The organism is Fibrobacter sp., assembly GCF_017545445.1.
Taxonomy (GTDB): domain Bacteria; phylum Fibrobacterota; class Fibrobacteria; order Fibrobacterales; family Fibrobacteraceae; genus Fibrobacter.
In genome coordinates this window covers 72,728-91,587 of record NZ_JAFWOM010000059.1, presented here as the reverse complement: position 1 = coordinate 91,587, position 18,860 = coordinate 72,728, and the positions used below count along the sequence as shown (strand labels likewise).

The following is an 18,860-nucleotide window of genomic DNA, read 5'->3' as shown; positions in this document are numbered from 1 at the left end:
TTATATAACACGCTTTTTTTGCCCATTTGGACCAAAATCGCCCTCGCAAAAACGGACTCGCCGCCCAAAACCGCTATTTTTTATTATCTTTACATGCCGAGGTCACTATGCAATTACCTAAGTACAAAAAGAAGAAACGCATCAAGCTCAAAGTCTGCCAGGAACCCGGCTGCGGCCGTGAATTCTGGGGTCACCCGATCGCGAAGTACTGCGAACTGCACCGCGACATCAAGCAGCGCCAAAAGCAAAAGAAGGACATCGAGAACATCGAATCCAAGAACATCATCTTCCGCCACAACTACTCGGAAGCCATGGACCTCGAATTCAAGTGCTGCCTCGACGGTTGCGACAAGACCTTCACCATCCGCATTTTCCCGAAGCAGTACGTCTATCCGCGTTTCTGCATGGAACACAGGAACGACTTCAAGCGTGCGAATTTCCTTAGAATTATGCAGAAAAAGTAAGCGGCAGCCCTTAAAAGCAAATTTTTTTGAAAAAATTTATTGCCATCCCTTGAAATTTGGGATGGCTTTTTTATATTTGGTCTCGCTACATGGTGGATGTAGCTCAATTGGTTAGAGTCCCAGATTGTGATTCTGGATGTTGCCGGTTCGAGTCCGGTCATCCACCCGAAAAAGACCTTGCGAAAGCAAGGTCTTTTTTTACATGTCATCCCGGATTAAGGTTGGTGAGCCTGCCGAACCATTCCGGGATCAACATACACATTCTCGAATTAAGTCTTGCCCACAAACTTGAGGGCAAGCATCGTGATGTCGTCGAACTGCGGGGCATCGCCCACGAACTCGTCTATTTTCGATTTCACGAACGGGCAAATTTCGGCAGGTTCCTTACCGTGAGCTTCGCGGAGCGTCTGCAAAAGGCGGTCGTCGCCAAAAAGTTCCTCGTTCGCATTGGTCGCTTCGGTCACGCCGTCCGTATAAAGGAATATCGTGTCGCCAGGTTCAAGCTTGAGCGTCTGACGTTTGTACCGGGTTCCTTCCATGGCGGCCAACACAAGGCCGGGTCTGCTCTTCGCAAATTCTACGGTTCCATCATCATGGCAAATCACTGGCGGATTATGCCCTGCACAAGCGAATTCCACTTCACCCGTCCGCAAGTCGAGAATGCCCATCCAGACGGTGACAAACATGTTCAAGTAGTTGCGGAACGCGAGGCGGTCGTTCACCACGTTGAACGTATCTTCCACGGAACTCCCCGCGAGCACCACGCTCTTGAGCATCGAGCGCGAAGACATCATCAAAAGAGCCGCCGGAATCCCCTTGCCCGAGACATCGGCAATCAGGAACGCGAGACGGTTTTCATCCACCTTCGCAAAGTCGTAAAAGTCACCACCCACTTCTTTCGCAGGCAAGATGAACGGATAAAGTTTATGACGAACATCTTTCACGCCGTCGTCATCATCGTTTTTCGCCAGCAAGCCGAGCTGGATTTTACGCGCCATTTCCAGTTCGTTCTGTACACGCTCCACACCCTTCTGCTTTTCGATATTCTCTTTGAGCGAATCGCGCATGTGCCCAAACGCTTCGGCGAACTCCGCAATTTCGTCCTTGCCCTTGACTTGCGGAATTTCGACTTCAAAATCGCCTTGGCCCAAACGTTTCGCCACGTCCGCCAGTTCCTTGAGCGGACGGGATACGCGGCTCGAAATCACGAGCACAAGCCCGAACATCAAAGCGTACCCCACCAAGCTGAGCATGCCCAAAATCGAAGTCATCTTGCGGCGTTTTTCAAAAAATTCATCAGCGGGCCACACGATGCCGAACACCCAGCCATCCACCTTCATGTGCGAAAAGTAAATGCAAGCGCTCTCGCCTTTAAACGTTTTTCCAAGCAAAATACCGCTATGGAGTTCACGGACCGCCTTTTCGAAATCAGACAAATTCGCATCACGGCCTTTCGCGAGCGAATAGAGAGTTTCCTTGAAAATCCAGTCGTCACGCGGATGCGCCACAATTTTGTTTTCAGCAGACAAAATAAACGCATAACCAGAATTTTCAATCTGGATCAATGCCACCGCCTCTCGCAAAAAAGAAAGCAAAATGTCAAGGCAGACAACGCCCTTGAATTTTTTACTGCCATCGGGGAGAGTTTCGTAGAAAGGCATGGCATAAACCGCAACAGGCTTATCGACGTAATTGCTGATAAACGGTTCGCACCAAATTCCTTTGCCTTTCGTCTTGGCTTCGACATACCAAGACATTGACTGGTACCCCGACCCGTCGAGAACTTTTCCATTCAGCCCGTCGCCTGTAATCCGTATAAACTCCTTTCCATTTTCGGGTTCGTAAGCCACGACCAACGCAGATGTTATCGCCACTTTGTCATGAGCGTTCCGGTACGCGGCAGGCAAGAAATCGCCCATGTCCGCTTGAGAAATTTCGCCCTGTTCAATTTTATCCACGATGCCCTTTACAATGGAGGCACTACCGTCAAAAATATTGTCAATAAGGGAAACATGCTTTTCGCTGATTTCCTGACCGCGGGCCATAATCAGTTCGGACATGCGGGTATTGACGAGCCGCTGGAGCGTAAACAGCAGTGTGCCAAAGACAACAGTGATACCGAGCAATATCAAAAGAGTCTGCTTAAACGCAAGACTGTGAACATTGAACTTCATTTGGAACCCCTCAATTTACACCACCGAAAACCTTTTCGTAAACATATATTATTTTGAGAAAAAGTCAACCGGAAGAGAGGGGTTCGTAGGCGAAAGGAACTGAGCCGAACCATTACCTACTTTTCATTGAGCATTAGAAAACACCTCTATAATCCGCTACGAAACGACTTTTTTCCGTTCGTAGCGGATTATCTCAACATTTTGGAGTTCTACCGTTTCAGCAACATCACTTTTTCGGTTGCCTTGCCACCCACTTGCAGCACGCCAACATAGCGGCCCCGGGCAATTTCTCCAGTAGCAAGCGTTTCGAAGTGCACCCCCGTTGTACGACGGCCCAAATCAAACGTCCGCACCACACGGCCTTGCATGTCGATGAGCGAGAGCTTTACCGCAGCCGCTGCAGGGATTTCAAAACGCACGGCGATGTCACCGCCTTGGAACACAGCACCGAAGGATGTGTTACGAACAACCGCTATTTCACTAGAGCGAACTTCCGTCGGAGATTCAACGCGAAGTTCCATCGTAGAAGCCTTGCCCCAAAGCGTATCGTTCCCGACAAGCACGCCTACACGGTAAAGCACGTTGAACGTTCCAGAAGGTGCATTTGCATTTTCCAAAGAATCCAGCAAAGCCTCGCTTGCAGAATCCAGCTTGAGCACCTTTTCCGCAGACGCATCCATCACGAAAGCATTGTCCAGCAGTTTGCCGCGAACGTTTTTCGCAAGTGACTTATTGTCTTTGTACGAAACATTTTCACTTGCGGCAACAGGCGGATTCGGCAAACCGCGAAGCAGCGGATAGCTCACGCCTTCTTGCATGTTCCACACAGAATCGAAATCGAAACCCTTGAAAGATTTTTTCAACGTCATTTGTACGTTAGTCAAGCCCTTGCCCGACATCGCGGAATCGCTACAAGCATCGGCAAGGTAATAGAATTCATCAAAGTTTCCGTCCGGAAATTCGTTTGACCTCGCCAACGCTGCACAAACAGACTTTTCACCTTCACGAATAATCTTGCCGAACGCATAGCCGCGAACTTGAGCGGAATCCGAAGTAATAAACGCAAAGCCCAACTTGACAAATTCCTTTTGCGGCATTTGTGAATCAAAGTGCACATTGCCAAGGGAGTAGCCGTCTTCCACAATCCAGTAATTGCGGCCAACAAAACTAGATCCGTTATAGACATCGCCTGTAGAATAGGAACGTCGAATAGTTCCGCTATTGCTACCGGCAAAGCCTCCTACGGACCCCACAATCGGTCCATAGAATCCACCTGAATAGCCCTCGGACATTTTCGGCACACTCACATTCCCTGTTGCAACGGAATTAGAGATGACCGACAAGTTAGAATTGATACCGATAAACCCGCCAACAATGCTACTGCCCGTTACATCGACCGAAGAATAGACATGGTCTATGCGCCCTTTGTACGCCTCGCCGACAGCACCACCAATATTATAATTTTGATCAGGGACACCCACAATCTTCCCCGACACAGTCGAGTTTTCAATGATACCCCCACTACTATAGGCGATTCCGCCAGCCTGATAGTTATCCACTATATCCACCTTAGCAGAACACTCAGAGATAACGCCAGCGCTATCATTGCTCAGCACAATTCCGCCCGCACCACTTGACGAATTAATAGACACATTGACACTGGACTTAGAAACAGTTCCTTCGTTATACACAACCATGCCACCAACGCGATTGCCGCTAATAGAAGCCTTCACGCTTGAATTCGTGATGGAGCCGCGATTCGTCACCACCATTCCAGAAGGCGTGTTTTCGAGTTTTCCCTCTATAGAAACATGGTCAATGGTTCCCCAGTTATCCACAGCAAAAGCAGCCGCCATATATTCAGAGTACAAATTCACCAAGGACAAACTATCTACATAACCTTTTTCGGCGATTTTGGCAAAGAATGCACGGTCTTCTATGGTTGCACCACCATTATCCGATTTCATATAAAGGTTTTTAATTGCATGTCCGCCACCGTAAAACTTTCCAGTAAAATCCCTAGACATATCCCTATCGCCAAAAGGCCCGAACAGCTTAGACTTTTTATCGAGATAATCATTTCCGATAGGTTCAAAGCCCTCCACAAAGTAGTGACCTACATTTTCGTTCTTGGAAGCAGAGGCGTCAATGTCATTCACCAAGCGATAAACAGCGGAGAGTTTGTACCGTCCCTTGCCAATGGATTTCAAATCGCCGTAAGTCTTGATAAGGAACGGATCCGCTTCGGTTCCAGAACCAGCCATGTGGAGCATTGACGTATCGCTTTCAGAAGCCGGCTGAACCACATCCTTATGCCAATTCAAGCAAGGGTAAGTGGAATCCGTAGCAGGTTTCCAAGTTTCCGCGAAATCCCAGTTTTTATAAGTCTCTTGCTGGAACATCTGCTGCGTAGAACGGATTTCGCCTGCAGCCGTAGTCTTGACACCCCAAAGAGACCCGTCGTAATAAGAAGAAGTGACCGTAGAGTTATTAACATAACCTACAAGGCCACCCCACTTGGACGTACCATAAACATAGCCCGCCGCAAAGGAGTTTTTCACTTTCGATACGTTCAAGTAACCCACCAGGCCACCGACATAATCGGTTCCCGTTGTTGCAGAAACAGAATAGCAATCCACAATACCGTTTGCATCACCAGCCTTGTTCAAGCTTCCAACAAGCCCACCGACAGCATTTTCCCCGGCAACAGAACCCTTCGAGGCACTACGAGTAATCGAGCCACCGCTCTTTTCGCCGACAAGGCCGCCCACATAAGTTACACCAGAAACATCCGCCCTCACAAAAACACTATCTAGCAAAGCTCCGTTATCGACACCGGCGAGGCCGCCTACGTATTTTTTCCCGCGAACCGTCGGCTTGAACGTTTTTCTCTGGTAATCCCAGTTATCGTTTCCAGTAAAGTTGGAGGAAGTATCGATGACAAGCCCCGTTATTCTAGCCGAGAACTCAAGCGACCGGAAAAGGCCCACGGAATCTTCATCGGGGCGGTTGATATTCAAATTCCCGATAATTTTATTGTTGCCGATAAACGTACCGTCGAAAGCAGGAATCGGTTCAAAGCCCTTACAAACGCTGCGGTCGTCATTGCAGTTGTCATAAATCGAAGCGTACGCATTGATATTTTGAGTCAACATAAAGTAAAGCCCCGATGCAGCATATTCATACCTGCCGACATACTTAAGTTCACTATACTTCGATATTTTATACGGACTATCGGCAGTCCCGCGACCAGCGAGCATATTTACTGTTCCGTCATCCTCAAGCGTACCCGGCAATATTGGGGCCATGCCCTTGAAGTACGGATAAGATTTGCCTTCCTGAATAGACCAAACAGAATCGAAACTGAATCCAGCGTATGTCGATTGTTTTAGCATTTCTTCGGTCGTATTTCCGCCAAGCACGTTTCCTGTAACCGTACTGTCGAAGTAACATGATTCCATGTCTTCGCCCGCGCCGAAGAAATTTCCTCCGATAATTCCTTGCGGCTTGGGAGACTTAAGAAGGCTTGCAGAATAGATGTTCTTTTGTCTGCTCGGTGCCGAGAATTCATTCGTAGCCCCCATGACTCCGCCCACACTTTCATAACCCTTGACGACATTCACCGAGAACGCATTTTCGACTATTGATGCAGACCCTCCGATTAAGCCGCCAACATAATCGTTCCCCTTTACAGAACCCGTAGTGCCCACAACATTTAATTTACTTGAACGAGTAATACCGATCAGTCCACCGATAAACGACGTTCCCGACACATTTCCATTCAAGGAAACCACATTGCTTACAACGGAATTGTCTATTCCACCCGCCAAGACTCCTGCATACCATGAAGCGCTCACCTTTGCGTTTTTGAATGTCAAATTTTGAATAACCGCCCAGTCTGTATATCCGAACATACCCACAAAATCGGAGTTCGAATTTTCGATTGTGAGATTCGAAATCGTGTGATTTTTACCATCAAACACTCCACTAAAGACATGGACGCTATCGCCGATAGGCTTAAAGGCAAATCCCGAGGCATCAATATCCTTTGTCAATTCGTAATTAGCCTTTAGCGGATACGCAATATCGTTTCCGATTTTCTGAAGTTCCGCGATGCTCGAAATTTCAATCTTGTTGGGAACAGCCATATAGCTAGACGTTCCCCAAACCGTATCCTTACCATCAACAATACCAATTCTATAGCCGTAATAAAGCGAATCCCTAAAATTGGCATTTCCATCCACTTTGAATTTTGTCCAGCCAAGCCATTTACCAACAAGTTCACCATCTACTTTAAAAAGCGTTGCAACTTTCGGAGTTTCTTGCCATTTCGGGGCCGATGTCGGAACAGCAATCGGGATAACCGTTTTTTTCACGAACGGATTATCGTTCAAGTAGGGGAACGATTTACCTTCGTCAATGTTCCAATAGCGTATAAACTTACCCGTAAGACTATAACAAACACCAATATCTTGATAATAAGAACATGTATCCGTACCGTCAATGACATACTCATCATAGCCCAAAGTATCCCAGCCCGCAAACGACGCAAACTTCATCATTTTTGCAGTCGAGAGTCCCGTGCCTCCCGCACTTGTATCTAAGCCAGAGATTTCAGTATTCCAATAAGAACCCACGACATCACCACTTGCTTTAGCAACAAGTCCGCCAACAAGGCTATCACCACGGACTATGTTCGCCGCATAGGAATTTGCAACCGATCCGTAACCCACAAGGCCACCCACATACTCTTCACCACGTACCGTACCCATAGCAAAAGAATTTGTCACCCCGCCGCTTCCAGCAATGCCACCCACATACCGTTTGCCTTCGATTGTTCCAAATGCATAAGACATACTTACTGAGCCTCCGTCACCGACAATACCACCTATATCCTCATCAAAATAATAGGGTGCGGAATGCAGCAAATCCATTGTCGAAGCACACATGCTAATCGTATTTTCAGAACTTCCTGCAATACCGCCCACTTCATCCACTTCTTCGGAAGCCGGCGTAATCGTACCGCTGGAACGGCTATTGATAATAATCCCGTCACTTAATCCGACAATACCACCAGCACGTTCATCCAATACAACAATGTTCACGTCAGCAGAAGCGTTATCGACCGTAGCGCCATCCGTTTCACCTACGATTCCACCTATGCGTGCTGTTCCTTTAATATTGCCCTGGAACGAAACATTCTTCATGACCAATTTTTCGTTAGAATACCCAATGGTTCTCAATGCACAGCCAGCAATTCCACCGACACGCTTATTGCCTTGAACAAAACCGTTCGTCACATGAACATTTTCGATAGCCCCCACAAGCCTTGCGACAACACCTCCAACGTGATTCGATTCAGTCACTCTGCCTATTACGTTCAAGTTGTCGAAATTCAAATTCTTGATAGAACCAATAAGAGCATAGACAAATCCTACGCCATCTTCACACGGAAGCCAAATATTCAAATTGCGAATCGTGTGATTCTGGCCGTCAATATTACCCCAGAAGACCGTACTATCGGCGGCATCCTTGTTTTTTCCGATGGGAATGAATCCATTGCAGCCGTCTTCGTTGCACATCTCGTTTTTCGAAGCCGAAGCATCGATATCCTTCGTCAAGACGTAATCCAAAGAATAGAGATAAGCGCCCTTGCCAATTGCCTTGAGGTCTTCGTAATCCTCAATCTGGAACGGTCTGGCTGTAGAGCCATCGCCTTTCATGGTACCGTTCGCTGCAAATGACGGAATCGCCAACAGCGATAACACGATAGTGAATATGTATTGGAATTTCATATGAATCCTCACTCGTCTTTAAAATGTATCCTTGAGGCAACGCACCGAAGCCCCATTGTCTTTAAAATTCTTCTTGAAAGAAACTGTAGCGTTTTCAACAAAATAAGCTGCATAGGCGGAATTTTCAGATTCTTCAGGCAGAGCTGTCGCCGTCCAAATGAATGCTTTCGTTCCTTCGGAATCAAACGAACCGCTGTGATATCTTTCGCCGACGGCAACCGCCGAGAATCCGTAATCATTCGTACCATCCACACTATCCCAGCCTAATATAGAACGGAGAACAGTCCCCGCATTGGCCGTACCGCCCACGGATGCAAACAACGTATTCCATTCCGTCGTATCGGGCAAATGATAGCCTTCGGGGCACAACGAATCTTTCGCCACAGTCCATGTGTAAAGGCGGCCAGCAAGCGCGCAGTTTCGAGGATTGTTGTCATAGCACCAACTACTGTCTTTGAAAATCGCCTTTGCCGTGTCGATATAATTCAAGTTCTGCGCCATCCAAACCTGCTCACCGATTTTTACAGTCTTGTAAACTTGTCCATCGCGGTTATCGACAATGGAATCGTACTGCACTTGCGGATTTAAAAATGATTCCCGTGTCAAGCTTTCGCCAAAGCTTTCCACATACGTTTCGAACGCAGGAATCTCGCTTGCATAATTCAAGCTTTCGAGATTTTGGCGGATTTTTTCAATTTGACCGTTTTCTTTTGCGGCGGCGACCCATTCCGCGACTTCCGACTTCGTTTCGTCATCGTCCCACAAACCGTTTTTCGCAATGGCAGAGCTGACTTCGTTTGTACGTTCTTCAAGCTTTGCGACATCCGCATCGGCTTGCATCAGCACGCTCACCGCAAGGAGTGCCGCGTTTCCGTCGCCTTTTTCGAAAATGTTCAAGTTTTCAAATTCATCAACGTTATTCGCAATATCAAACGATGTGAGCACTTCGCGTTCCGCTTGGGCTTTCGCCGCCGCAAAGTCCATTTTCTCAACCGTCACAAGGTGCTTTAGGCGCTCGTATTCCAAGTGCGTGAGCAAGTTGACGTTCACAGTTTTTCTAACGCTAAGGTCGGTCAGAGCCTTGAGCGAGAGCTTATCCGAAGACTCTTTTCCGGTCACTTCGTTGAGGTAATAACCTGTCACTTCGAACAACGCACACGAAGATTTGAGATTGACGCCATCTATAGCAAAGTCGCCCTTGTCGCTTTTAACGTTGCCTGTAAATTTTTCGCCGGTCAGTTCAAGCGTCTTGCAATCCACACCCTGCACGCTCACAACAGAACCCGTCACAAACGGTCCCTTCTGCGAAACGCCCGCCACATCCAAACCCTTGACGGCGTAAATGCCGGCATCGTCCGAAGAACCGCCAGCAACTTCGGAATCCGCGCACCCCACAAAGACGCACGAAATCAACGCAAGCATAAAAGCAAACAATTTATTCAAATTCATAAAAATTCCTTTAGTCTTTGTCACCCAGACTTTTCTACTCAATTCTTGAGCCCACTGATCCCGGAACAAGTCCGGGATGACATCCAGACTCATCGACTTTCTCGTTTTCTTCACATTTGTCAAGCCGTTCACTTATCGGGAACAGTTGCAAGTTCAATCGGTAAACTCTCTGCGTTTTGTCACTTTCCGTAGCAATCGCGATAATGCGGCGACGGAATTCCAGAAGCTCTTTCTTAATCTGTTCATAGGATTCCTCCGTAAGCCCAAGCACAACTCCCGACATCGCGCGTTCCGCAAGCGGCAAGTCCAAAGCCTTCACGGCAAGCTCGCCCATCTGGCGCTGCAAATCCTTCGCGGCAAGCGGCACTGCATCCACGGAACCCATAGAAATAGACTTGTCCGTCTGCACGTAATTCCCTTCTCTGTCTTTTTTCAAGAGATTCGCATCTTCCAAAAAGTCGAGCGTTTCGGAGACTTCCGCTGCAGAAATTTTCGGCTTGCACGCACGGGCCATTTCGGCAGGCCTTGCTCCCGGCATGTGTGGAGCGAGTTCACGGAGCAACGGATTTTTCCAGGACTTGTAATAATCGAATTCTTCACCCCCAAGCACACGAACCTTATGCGACCTTGCCAATGCACAGCGTTTTTCGAAAGCCTCCATTTTCGCCTCGTCCCCTTTTGCATGAGCATACGTAACCATCAGAACAAAATACGTCTTCTCGAAACCGGCAAGCCCCATGGCATTTGCGACCGATCCTGCGGCACTGATGCTCAGATTCTTTTTCCCCTCACAAACGTACTTCAAAAAAACTGCCGACGAAAACCCGGCATTCCGAGCAAACTCACGCCAAGTAAAAGCGGAGCTGCGTTTACGTTCATCATAGTAATCCTGAATGAACTTGCGATAATCTGTATATTCAATAATCGCCTTCATGAATACAAATATAACTTTTCAACAACACTGGAATACAAAAATTGTCGTTTTTCGCTCATTTTTTACGTTTTCAGCCATTTTAGACGAAATACGCCATTTTTTAGAACACAAGATGTGTCCTAAGAACACAAAAAAGCCCCGCAGAAATGCGAGGTTTTTGCGATTAGCACCACACAAATTCAAAAGAACTTCATTTAGAGGTGAAAGTATTCAAAATTTAAATTGTTTTTAAAGACTTTCACCCTTATACCATCAACCAACCCAAAATTTAGGGTTTATTTCACAGTCACCCTTTGCATTTGCATGCCGACGCGAAGCAAATAGGTACCCGCCCTCGGCACAGTAATTTGCCAAGAACCATTTTCAACAGAACCTGATAAAAGAATCTTCCCTTGCAAATCGAACAACGTATAATTTGCATCAGACTGTACTCCGTCAATCTGGATGTAGCGGCCAATAACATCTATTTTCACGTTAGAGCTAACGATATAATCAATGGCATCTGTTTTGCTAGACGAAGACGATTTCTTGACGCTGCTAGAGCTGGATTTTGCTTTCGACGAGCTAGACTTTGCGACGTTGGATGACGAAGATGCTTTAGTCGAGGACGACGATTTTACAACACTGCTACTGGACAGATTTTCGATCAGTGTCGAGGATGACGACGATGTTTGAATCGAGGACGACGACGATTTTGCAACACTGCTACTGGACAGATTTTCGATCAGTGTCGAGGATGACGACGATGTTTGAATCGAAGACGACGATGATTCCAAGCATTCCGAAGCATTCTCTTTCCACTTGGGCCAGAATTTTCTGTCGCCATAAGCGCCTTTGCTTATGTTTTTAACGGGGGAGCCTTCCAGGTTTTCATTGTCGTACCATCCCTCAAATTCATAGCATTGCTTTGATGGAATCGGCAATGTAACAGCATCTTCCAAGGTGCGTGTATTGGTGGCGTCTGGCAACGATACATCTTCATCTACGTAATACCAGATTTTATAAACGCCCTTGCCAATGTGAACATTGTAGGATTCATTCTTTGTGACTTTGTCTATAGCATATACCCCAAATTCATCGAATGGAGTATAAATGTAACTAGACGAAAGTCCGCATCCTGAATCGGGAACCACTCTCAACGAGGTCTTTGTTCCGTAGTCGTAATAACCGGTTCCTTCTACATATCCACTACATCCTTCCTCTGTATAAATATTTACGGATATAACGAATTTCTTAATTTGGAGCTTTGCATAAAGTTCCAAATCTCCAGTAGTTTTGGAATCAATGAACAGGAGGGAATCTTCTAAGAATTGGGGTTCTGTAAACCAACCATGGAAAATGTGTCCTTCTCGTGCAACAGTGGGCAACGAAGTGACTTGACCTTCTGTGTAATGGTTGATGTAGTTGTTGGAATCGCCTTCAAATGTATGCAAAACCAAGTTTGAAACTTTCTTGTCTGTTTGGTAGCCATCTACTTTGGAGGTGAACACGGGGTAGGGATCTACTCCAACCTTTTGTCCCCAAATAGCGCCTGTCATGCTTCCGTTATCGTAATTGTGCAAGTTATGTGCAACAGAGCCATTCGCAAACATCGCAGAATCTGCTGCGTTTGCAGGGAATTCCGAATATAACGACGACGGGTAGAATACGTTATCAATATGCACTTCGTCGGAATGATTGACGCCAATGACGCCATCTATACTACGGTAGTCGTTTACTGCAGTAACATCGCCCATGTGGTACGAATTTACAAGGTGAATATTTGCATACGATTCGTTGACGCCGACAATACCACCTACGACAACGCCACGAACATTTCCTGCGCCATCAAAGTTAGAAATATTGCTAGAGACTTTACCGATATGGTAGGAATTTTCTATGCGAACATCACCACCGGCACTACCGAGAATGCCTCCCGCATAGCTCTCCGCTTCAATGTCACTTTCCGCATAGAACTGGCTAATGTAAGTATCTGCATCATCGATGCCAACAGCGGCACCGATCCCGCAATTCCAAGCTAACAGTTTACCCTTGACATAGTTATTGACAATGCGCACATGCGAATGGTTCGTGATGGTGCTGATAAGGCCACCGATATTGTATGTACCATACAAACTTTTTTCGATGCTTGGCTCATCGCCAGGATAATATGCCGGTATCATTTTTGCATTGCTAAAAATCTTGCGGGAATTGGTCAAAGAGACCGTCGATGATGAGATAACACCTACGATTCCGCCGACTTTAATGTAGCCAGAAACATAAAGGTCTGCGGTAATGCTATCCAAGATAACATTGGATTCGTTAATGAGACCGGCGATGGATCCTGTGTTCCATCCACCATCGATGTAGCCTTCGTAGAGTGTCAGATTCTTGATGACAACCGGTTTTTCAGCCGTACCGCCAGAAATTGTTCCGAACAGGCCTGCTCCTTCAGTATCTTCCGGATAATAGTTGCTGGGATTATTGATGAAAATGTTCTTGATGGAAAATCCGTTTCCGTCAAAGGATCCCGCAAAATTCCACATCGGAACCCAAACCAAGAGGCTGTCCGTCCAGAGTTCTCCGATCTCTTTAAATTCGATATCCGCAACAAGTTTTCCGCAAGCCGTGGAATCTTTTTTCGCACCGATATTGCCGTTCACAATTGCCGCAAAGCCGAACAAATCATCAACAGAACCGATTTCGTAACACCCTGCTTTCTGTTTCGGGAGCGGCCACCATTTACCGTAGAACTTTACGTCACCGGAATCTATCGTGCTGATTTTCTTGATGGCATGGCCCAAATAGTTGGGGTTATTGAACCAACCGCCAAAAGCGTATCCCTTCTTTGGAGACGGATTCTGTAGCGTCAGGCCAATTCCCTTGGCGTAGATTTTTTTGTACTGAGTCGTGTCTTCGCTATGAGTGACCATTTCTATAGAATAAAGTCCCGTCGTAGAATCGTTTGCTCCGATAATTTCCTTGCTAAAATTCGGGCTTAAATCGACACCAACATTTTGCCCCCAAATGGATCCATCATAGTCATAATCATAACGCAATTTTACAGCGATTGTTCCATTCGCGAATTCTTCTGCAGTGGCCTTGAAACCGCCAAAATCGGATCTAAGGGTATCAAGGTAGTACGAATTGTTAATCGAAATTCTTCTCGTGTATTTTGCAGACTTGACAAATCCGACTTTTTGATTTTGTGCGAGACTATAGGAATTCTCGATTATTACGCTATCGTTTGCTGTCCCTACAAAACCGTTTGAAGTTCCGACATCATAGAAATTCAAGAAAGAAATATTTCCCAAGACATAATCGATGAAATAACCATCGTCTCCCGAAAAACTTCCGGTGTTATAGGAATTGGAAATGGTTAAATGTGCTTTTTCGCCAACAGTTCCTATGAAACTTGCATTTTTAACAAAATTAATGTCGTTATGGTTGGCGCTTATTAAAACATAAGAACTATCCCAGATGTAATGTATCAAGCTTGTTCCAAATGTTCCCTCGACAGATACATTCTTCCATTCCACATTTTTTATGGTTACAGGACTATCTTTTGTGCCGCCAGAAATAGACTTGATAAACGGCTTCTTTTCGTCGTAGTAGTACTTTGTCCACCCAAATGAAATGGAATGGCCCTGGCCGTCGAGCGAACCTGCGAAATTTTCAGGAGCAGTCCACTGCAAGAACTTGCTCGAATCAAGAACGATGTCTGCGGTTAATATTGCGCATGCCGTAGAATCTTTCTTTATGCCGAGGCCTCCGTTCACAATGGCGCTAAATCCAAGCATTTCTTCTGCAGAGCCTATTTTATAGCACTTCCCGTCACGTTTGGGTAAGGGCCACCATTTTGCATAGTAAGTCAGGTCTTCTTCAGCAAAAGAGATGTCTATACGATTGTCGATAGGCACAGAACTCGTAGTATCATCGAACCAACCGGCAAAAGCGTAGCCCGTTCGAGGTGTTGGATCTGGCAATGTTATTCTGGTTTGGGATAAATAGTATCGCGGATAAATCGTTTTATCGCCACTATAAGAAACAACGTCTAACGAAACCACCTTTGAATTTGCGGGTACTTCTCCCGTGACAGTTCCGCTAAAGATCGGGCTTGCATCTACGCCGATGTCTTGCCCCCATTCCATGCCGTCATAATCAAGGCCATTGTAATGGTAATGCAATCTCATGGCTACATAACCGTTAGCAAAATATTCTTTATCCAAGTTTGAGGAACGACGGTCGCAGAAATCTCTTGACGACCTTATGTTAAATGAATTTTCTATGATAATGTTGTTCTTGTTTTCTTCGCAAAAGTCAAGCAGTGTGGAATAGCTGGAATTTTTCGGGTAGTTATAAGTATTGAGGATTATAATGCTATCACGCGCGCTTCCGATGAGGCTTGCTCCGACACCTGTATTGTACACATTCTTCAATGTTACTTTGCCATTTGCAACGTTAACAATGCAACCAAAATAAGAAGATGTGGATGTGTTATTTTTGATATCACCGGTATTGTAAGAATACGAAACATTCAAGTTGGCATTTTCTTCTACAGTGGCGACAAACGCTGCAACACGGCCGCTATCTACTGTAAAGTTCATTCCGTTATGGGCATGGTCTATTTCAACATAGGAGCCGCTTTTCACGGTGTTGATTATCGCAGCTCTGGTCTTGGCCGAAATCGTTGCGTTTTCCCACGTAATGTTCTTGAGGGCCACAGGATTTTTCTTTGTTCCGCCGTTAATGGAACCGATAAACGAAGCATTGTCTCCGTATCGATTGACATCTATCGCCATGTTAGAAATCGTATGGCCCTGACCGTCTAGGGAACCTGCAAAATTTTCGATCGGTTCCCAAGCGCCGTATTTGTCCACGTCAAGAGCGATGTCTGCCGTTAAAATACCGCATGCTGCGGAATACTTTGTTGAACCGTGCGACCCGTTTACAATCGTCGCAAAGCCTTGCAGTTCCTGTGCTGTAGAAATGCGGTAGCATCCGTCAACCATCTTGGGCAATACAAAAGAAAATTCAGCACCAAAGCGACTGCTACGGCTGCTGCTAGATTCTACGCTCGACGAAGAACTTGAAATGGCCATTGACGAACTAGAAGGCATAATGATATCACCTTCGTTTGCCTTTTCTGCAACGCCAACCAATTTTCCTTTGAATACCGGCAAAGAATCTTTGCCGACTTCTTGACCCCAAATTTCACCATTAATGCCACCTTTGACAACATTGCCGTAAACGTCTTTTTGCACGTAATCGTGAAGAAGTTTTGCAACATAGCCGTTCTTGAACACGGCAGGCGATGCCTGTATGCTCAGCTGCGTATGATCCTCAAGTCCCATGAGCGAAAATACATTGTACATATAAACGGCGTATTTGTCATCGTGAACAAGTTTGTCGTATTCGTGGGTCTTGCTGTTCCAGCTATTATAAACTTCTGCCATTCCGACAATACCATAGTTGTGTTCGGAATATGCATCCTTTACCGGGCCTGCATTGTAAGAGTTTATGATAGTCAATGTGTCTGTCCAATGAGCCCCGACAAGGCCGCCGACAACGGCATATCCATAAACCGGTGCTGCATTAAAGCAGTTGATAATAGTCGTTTTGCCTTTGCTGTATCCCACTAAACCGGCTGTAGATTTCTCTTGCAACGATTCTTCGCTGATTGTGCCAACGTTGTAGGAATTGCTAATGGTTGCCGTTCCCAAATTGGTGCCAATGATACCTGCACCACGTTGTACCGCGCCGGAATTATAGACATTGTCAAGGACGGCTTTTTTGTTGTTGGTTCCAATCATGCTGGCACCAACACGAATTAACCCAGTATTGTAGGAGTCCGATATATAAACTTCGCCACTATTTGTTCCGACAAAGCCATTGCTGATTGCTGTACTATAGCTATGGGTTATATTAAGAACACCGTTGTTTTGCTCAACAAAAACAGGTGCATTCTTAAAGGCTGAATTTACGATACCTAAATTCTTGATAGTGAGCGTATCGCCTTTATTGACTTCCGAGAAAAAGACTTTATTGTACAACCCGGATATCTTATGCCCTTGTCCATCAAAGACTCCATTAAAGCCTTTGATTCCATCCCACGATCTTTGGGGATTAGGATCGCCTGTATACAAACCATCAAGAATCATGTTTTCCATATTCTGATTGACAACTATGTCATTCACGAGCTTTACGCATTTTTTATCTGGTGCAATTCCAATCCCGTAAAGATCACTGATGGTTGAAATCAGATAGCAACCATCTTTATCTTTTGGCGGCACCTTTGCATCACCATCCCACCTGTTAAAAAGTTCAATATCGCCATAAGAATCTTTGCTAATCGACGTGATAACGGAATCAGGCTTGTCCGCAAAAGCCCAGCCCAAAAAGACATAGCCATACCTTGTATAAACCGGCAATTGAGCGATACCATTCTTATAAGTGTAAGATTTCATTGTAGAATCTGGGTGGCAACTATCCCCGTTTATATTAAAATCGAAATAATAATCCGTGGTACAAAGATTTAACTTAAACGAAAAAGGTCCAAAAGCCACATTTTGCTTGGGCCAGTAGTTTCTATTGGCTATGTCTTGCCCCCAAACTTCGCCACCCTTGTAATTGTGCAACATAATCGTCAACACGCCATTGGAAACTTCTTGAGAGGATATGGGTTTTGCTCCGTATTTCTTGGCGCAAGAATACGTATTGGAATTATCTTTATAGAATGTGTTCTTGAGCGAAACATGGCCAACGCGGCATTCGCCAACAACCGGGTCCTTTGTTTTAAGATCACTAAGGCAATCGCTGTAGGAGTTGGTTACAGAAAGCGAATCCTGGTTAAGTCCGACAAAGCAACCTGAAGAAATTCCAGCTACGGGCCCCTTGGCGTAGGAGTTCGTTATATCCACCGTTCCTCGATTTATACCCACAAAACCGCCAATATAAGGCCGATTCTCTCCGCCAAGAGTAGAAATTTTCAGCATAGATGACGCTGAAATGGTAATTGTAGCGTTTTTATCGTTTAAACCAACAAAACCTCCCAATACAGAATCGGCATCTACGAAAGCGTCCTCTACAATGTAGGAGTCGTCAATACCTGTTGTGACATTCTTTATGTTTACTTTTGCTGATTTTTCATTGACGCCGAGAATCAGGCCTACGTGACTGACTCCTATTAAATCGGTTCTATAAACTATTGGATAGGCACTTCCTTCAACATTAAACTTATGAATGAAAGATAAACTGTCGATGTCGATTGTCCCGGAATTGGAACCGACCGCGCTACCAATAAACTTTTGACCAGTGACGTTTGTGGCAACCCCTTTTTTGATGGTAAGTTGATTTTCGTTTCGGCCAACAAGGGATGCAACTTGTCTACGACCCTTTACCTGAGACAGATACATCACGTTATCTAACAGGAGGTTGCCGCTATTCTTGGCGACAATACCACCAACGGTATCGTGTCCATAGAACTTGGTATGCCTGATGGTTAAATCCTTGATGACAACAGGGCTAGCTTCTGTCCCGCCAGAGACCAAGGCGATAAAGCCCAGGTTGTTTTGGGTGGAATCTTTAATATTTTCAAGTTTCCAAATCGTATGGCCCTGGCCGTCAAATCGTCCGGAGAAATTCTTGAGCGGAGTCCACTGGGTGTGGGGTACGATTGTCGCGGGGTCGATATCAATTCTTTTGGAATCGTTCTCGTAATCAATCTTATAGCAAGTGTAAACGGAATCTTTGCTATTGGTTTCTTTTTTATAATAGCATCCGATTGTCGTTGTATCGTTTGCCAAAATGTCTTGGGTAAGCATACCGCAGGCAGAACTTTCTGCAGCGCGTCCTGCTTCGAGTGTTCCGTTAACAATGGCGGCGAAACCATACAGTTCATCCGCAGTCGAAATGGAATAGCAACCATCCTTTACGGTGGGCGCAGTCGGGGTCACTTTCGCACCGACAATTGCACAAGCCATAGAAATAAGCAAAACTATTCTTTTCATTTACAAGCTCCTTTTTGCGTAAGACACAATCTTTTAGTTCTTTACGCAACGAATAA

At 45.7% G+C, this 18,860-nt stretch carries 6 protein-coding genes and 1 tRNA gene; 2 read left to right on the top strand and 5 right to left on the bottom strand.

From position 1 onward, the window contains the following. The first annotated feature begins 107 nt into the window (after positions 1–107). Both IKG78_RS06450 and IKG78_RS06445 read left to right on the top strand, forming a co-directional pair. Positions 108–464 carry a hypothetical protein gene (locus tag IKG78_RS06450; protein WP_290941165.1) on the top strand — a complete coding sequence of 119 codons (357 nt, stop codon included), beginning with the start codon at positions 108–110 and terminating at the stop codon, positions 462–464. A gap of 92 nt (positions 465–556) precedes the next feature. Then, positions 557–630: transfer RNA gene (locus IKG78_RS06445), tRNA-His, on the top strand. 103 nt (positions 631–733) lie between these two features. On the opposite strand, the gene IKG78_RS06440 is transcribed toward IKG78_RS06445, so the two are convergent. From IKG78_RS06440 to IKG78_RS06420, 5 genes are all read right to left on the bottom strand, one after another. Continuing rightward, entirely contained in the window at positions 734–2,638 is a 1,905-nt protein-coding gene (locus IKG78_RS06440) for a SpoIIE family protein phosphatase (RefSeq protein ID WP_290941161.1), read from the bottom strand. A gap of 209 nt (positions 2,639–2,847) precedes the next feature. Beyond that, positions 2,848–8,433, bottom strand: a complete 5,586-nt coding sequence (locus IKG78_RS06435) for a hypothetical protein (RefSeq protein ID WP_290941156.1) — start codon at positions 8,431–8,433, stop codon at positions 2,848–2,850. An 18-nt stretch (positions 8,434–8,451) separates the two neighbouring features. Continuing rightward, on the bottom strand, positions 8,452–9,882 hold the full coding sequence (locus IKG78_RS06430; RefSeq protein WP_290941154.1) for a fibrobacter succinogenes major paralogous domain-containing protein: 1,431 nt from the start codon (positions 9,880–9,882) through the stop codon (positions 8,452–8,454). 34 nt (positions 9,883–9,916) lie between these two features. Further along, positions 9,917–10,816, bottom strand: coding sequence for a TIGR02147 family protein (locus IKG78_RS06425; protein WP_290941150.1), 900 nt, complete (start codon positions 10,814–10,816; stop codon positions 9,917–9,919). Positions 10,817–11,091: 275 nt separating this feature from the next. Beyond that, positions 11,092–18,804, bottom strand: coding sequence for an InlB B-repeat-containing protein (locus tag IKG78_RS06420; protein WP_290941147.1), 7,713 nt, complete (start codon positions 18,802–18,804; stop codon positions 11,092–11,094). Between the last annotated feature and the right edge of the window lie 56 nt (positions 18,805–18,860).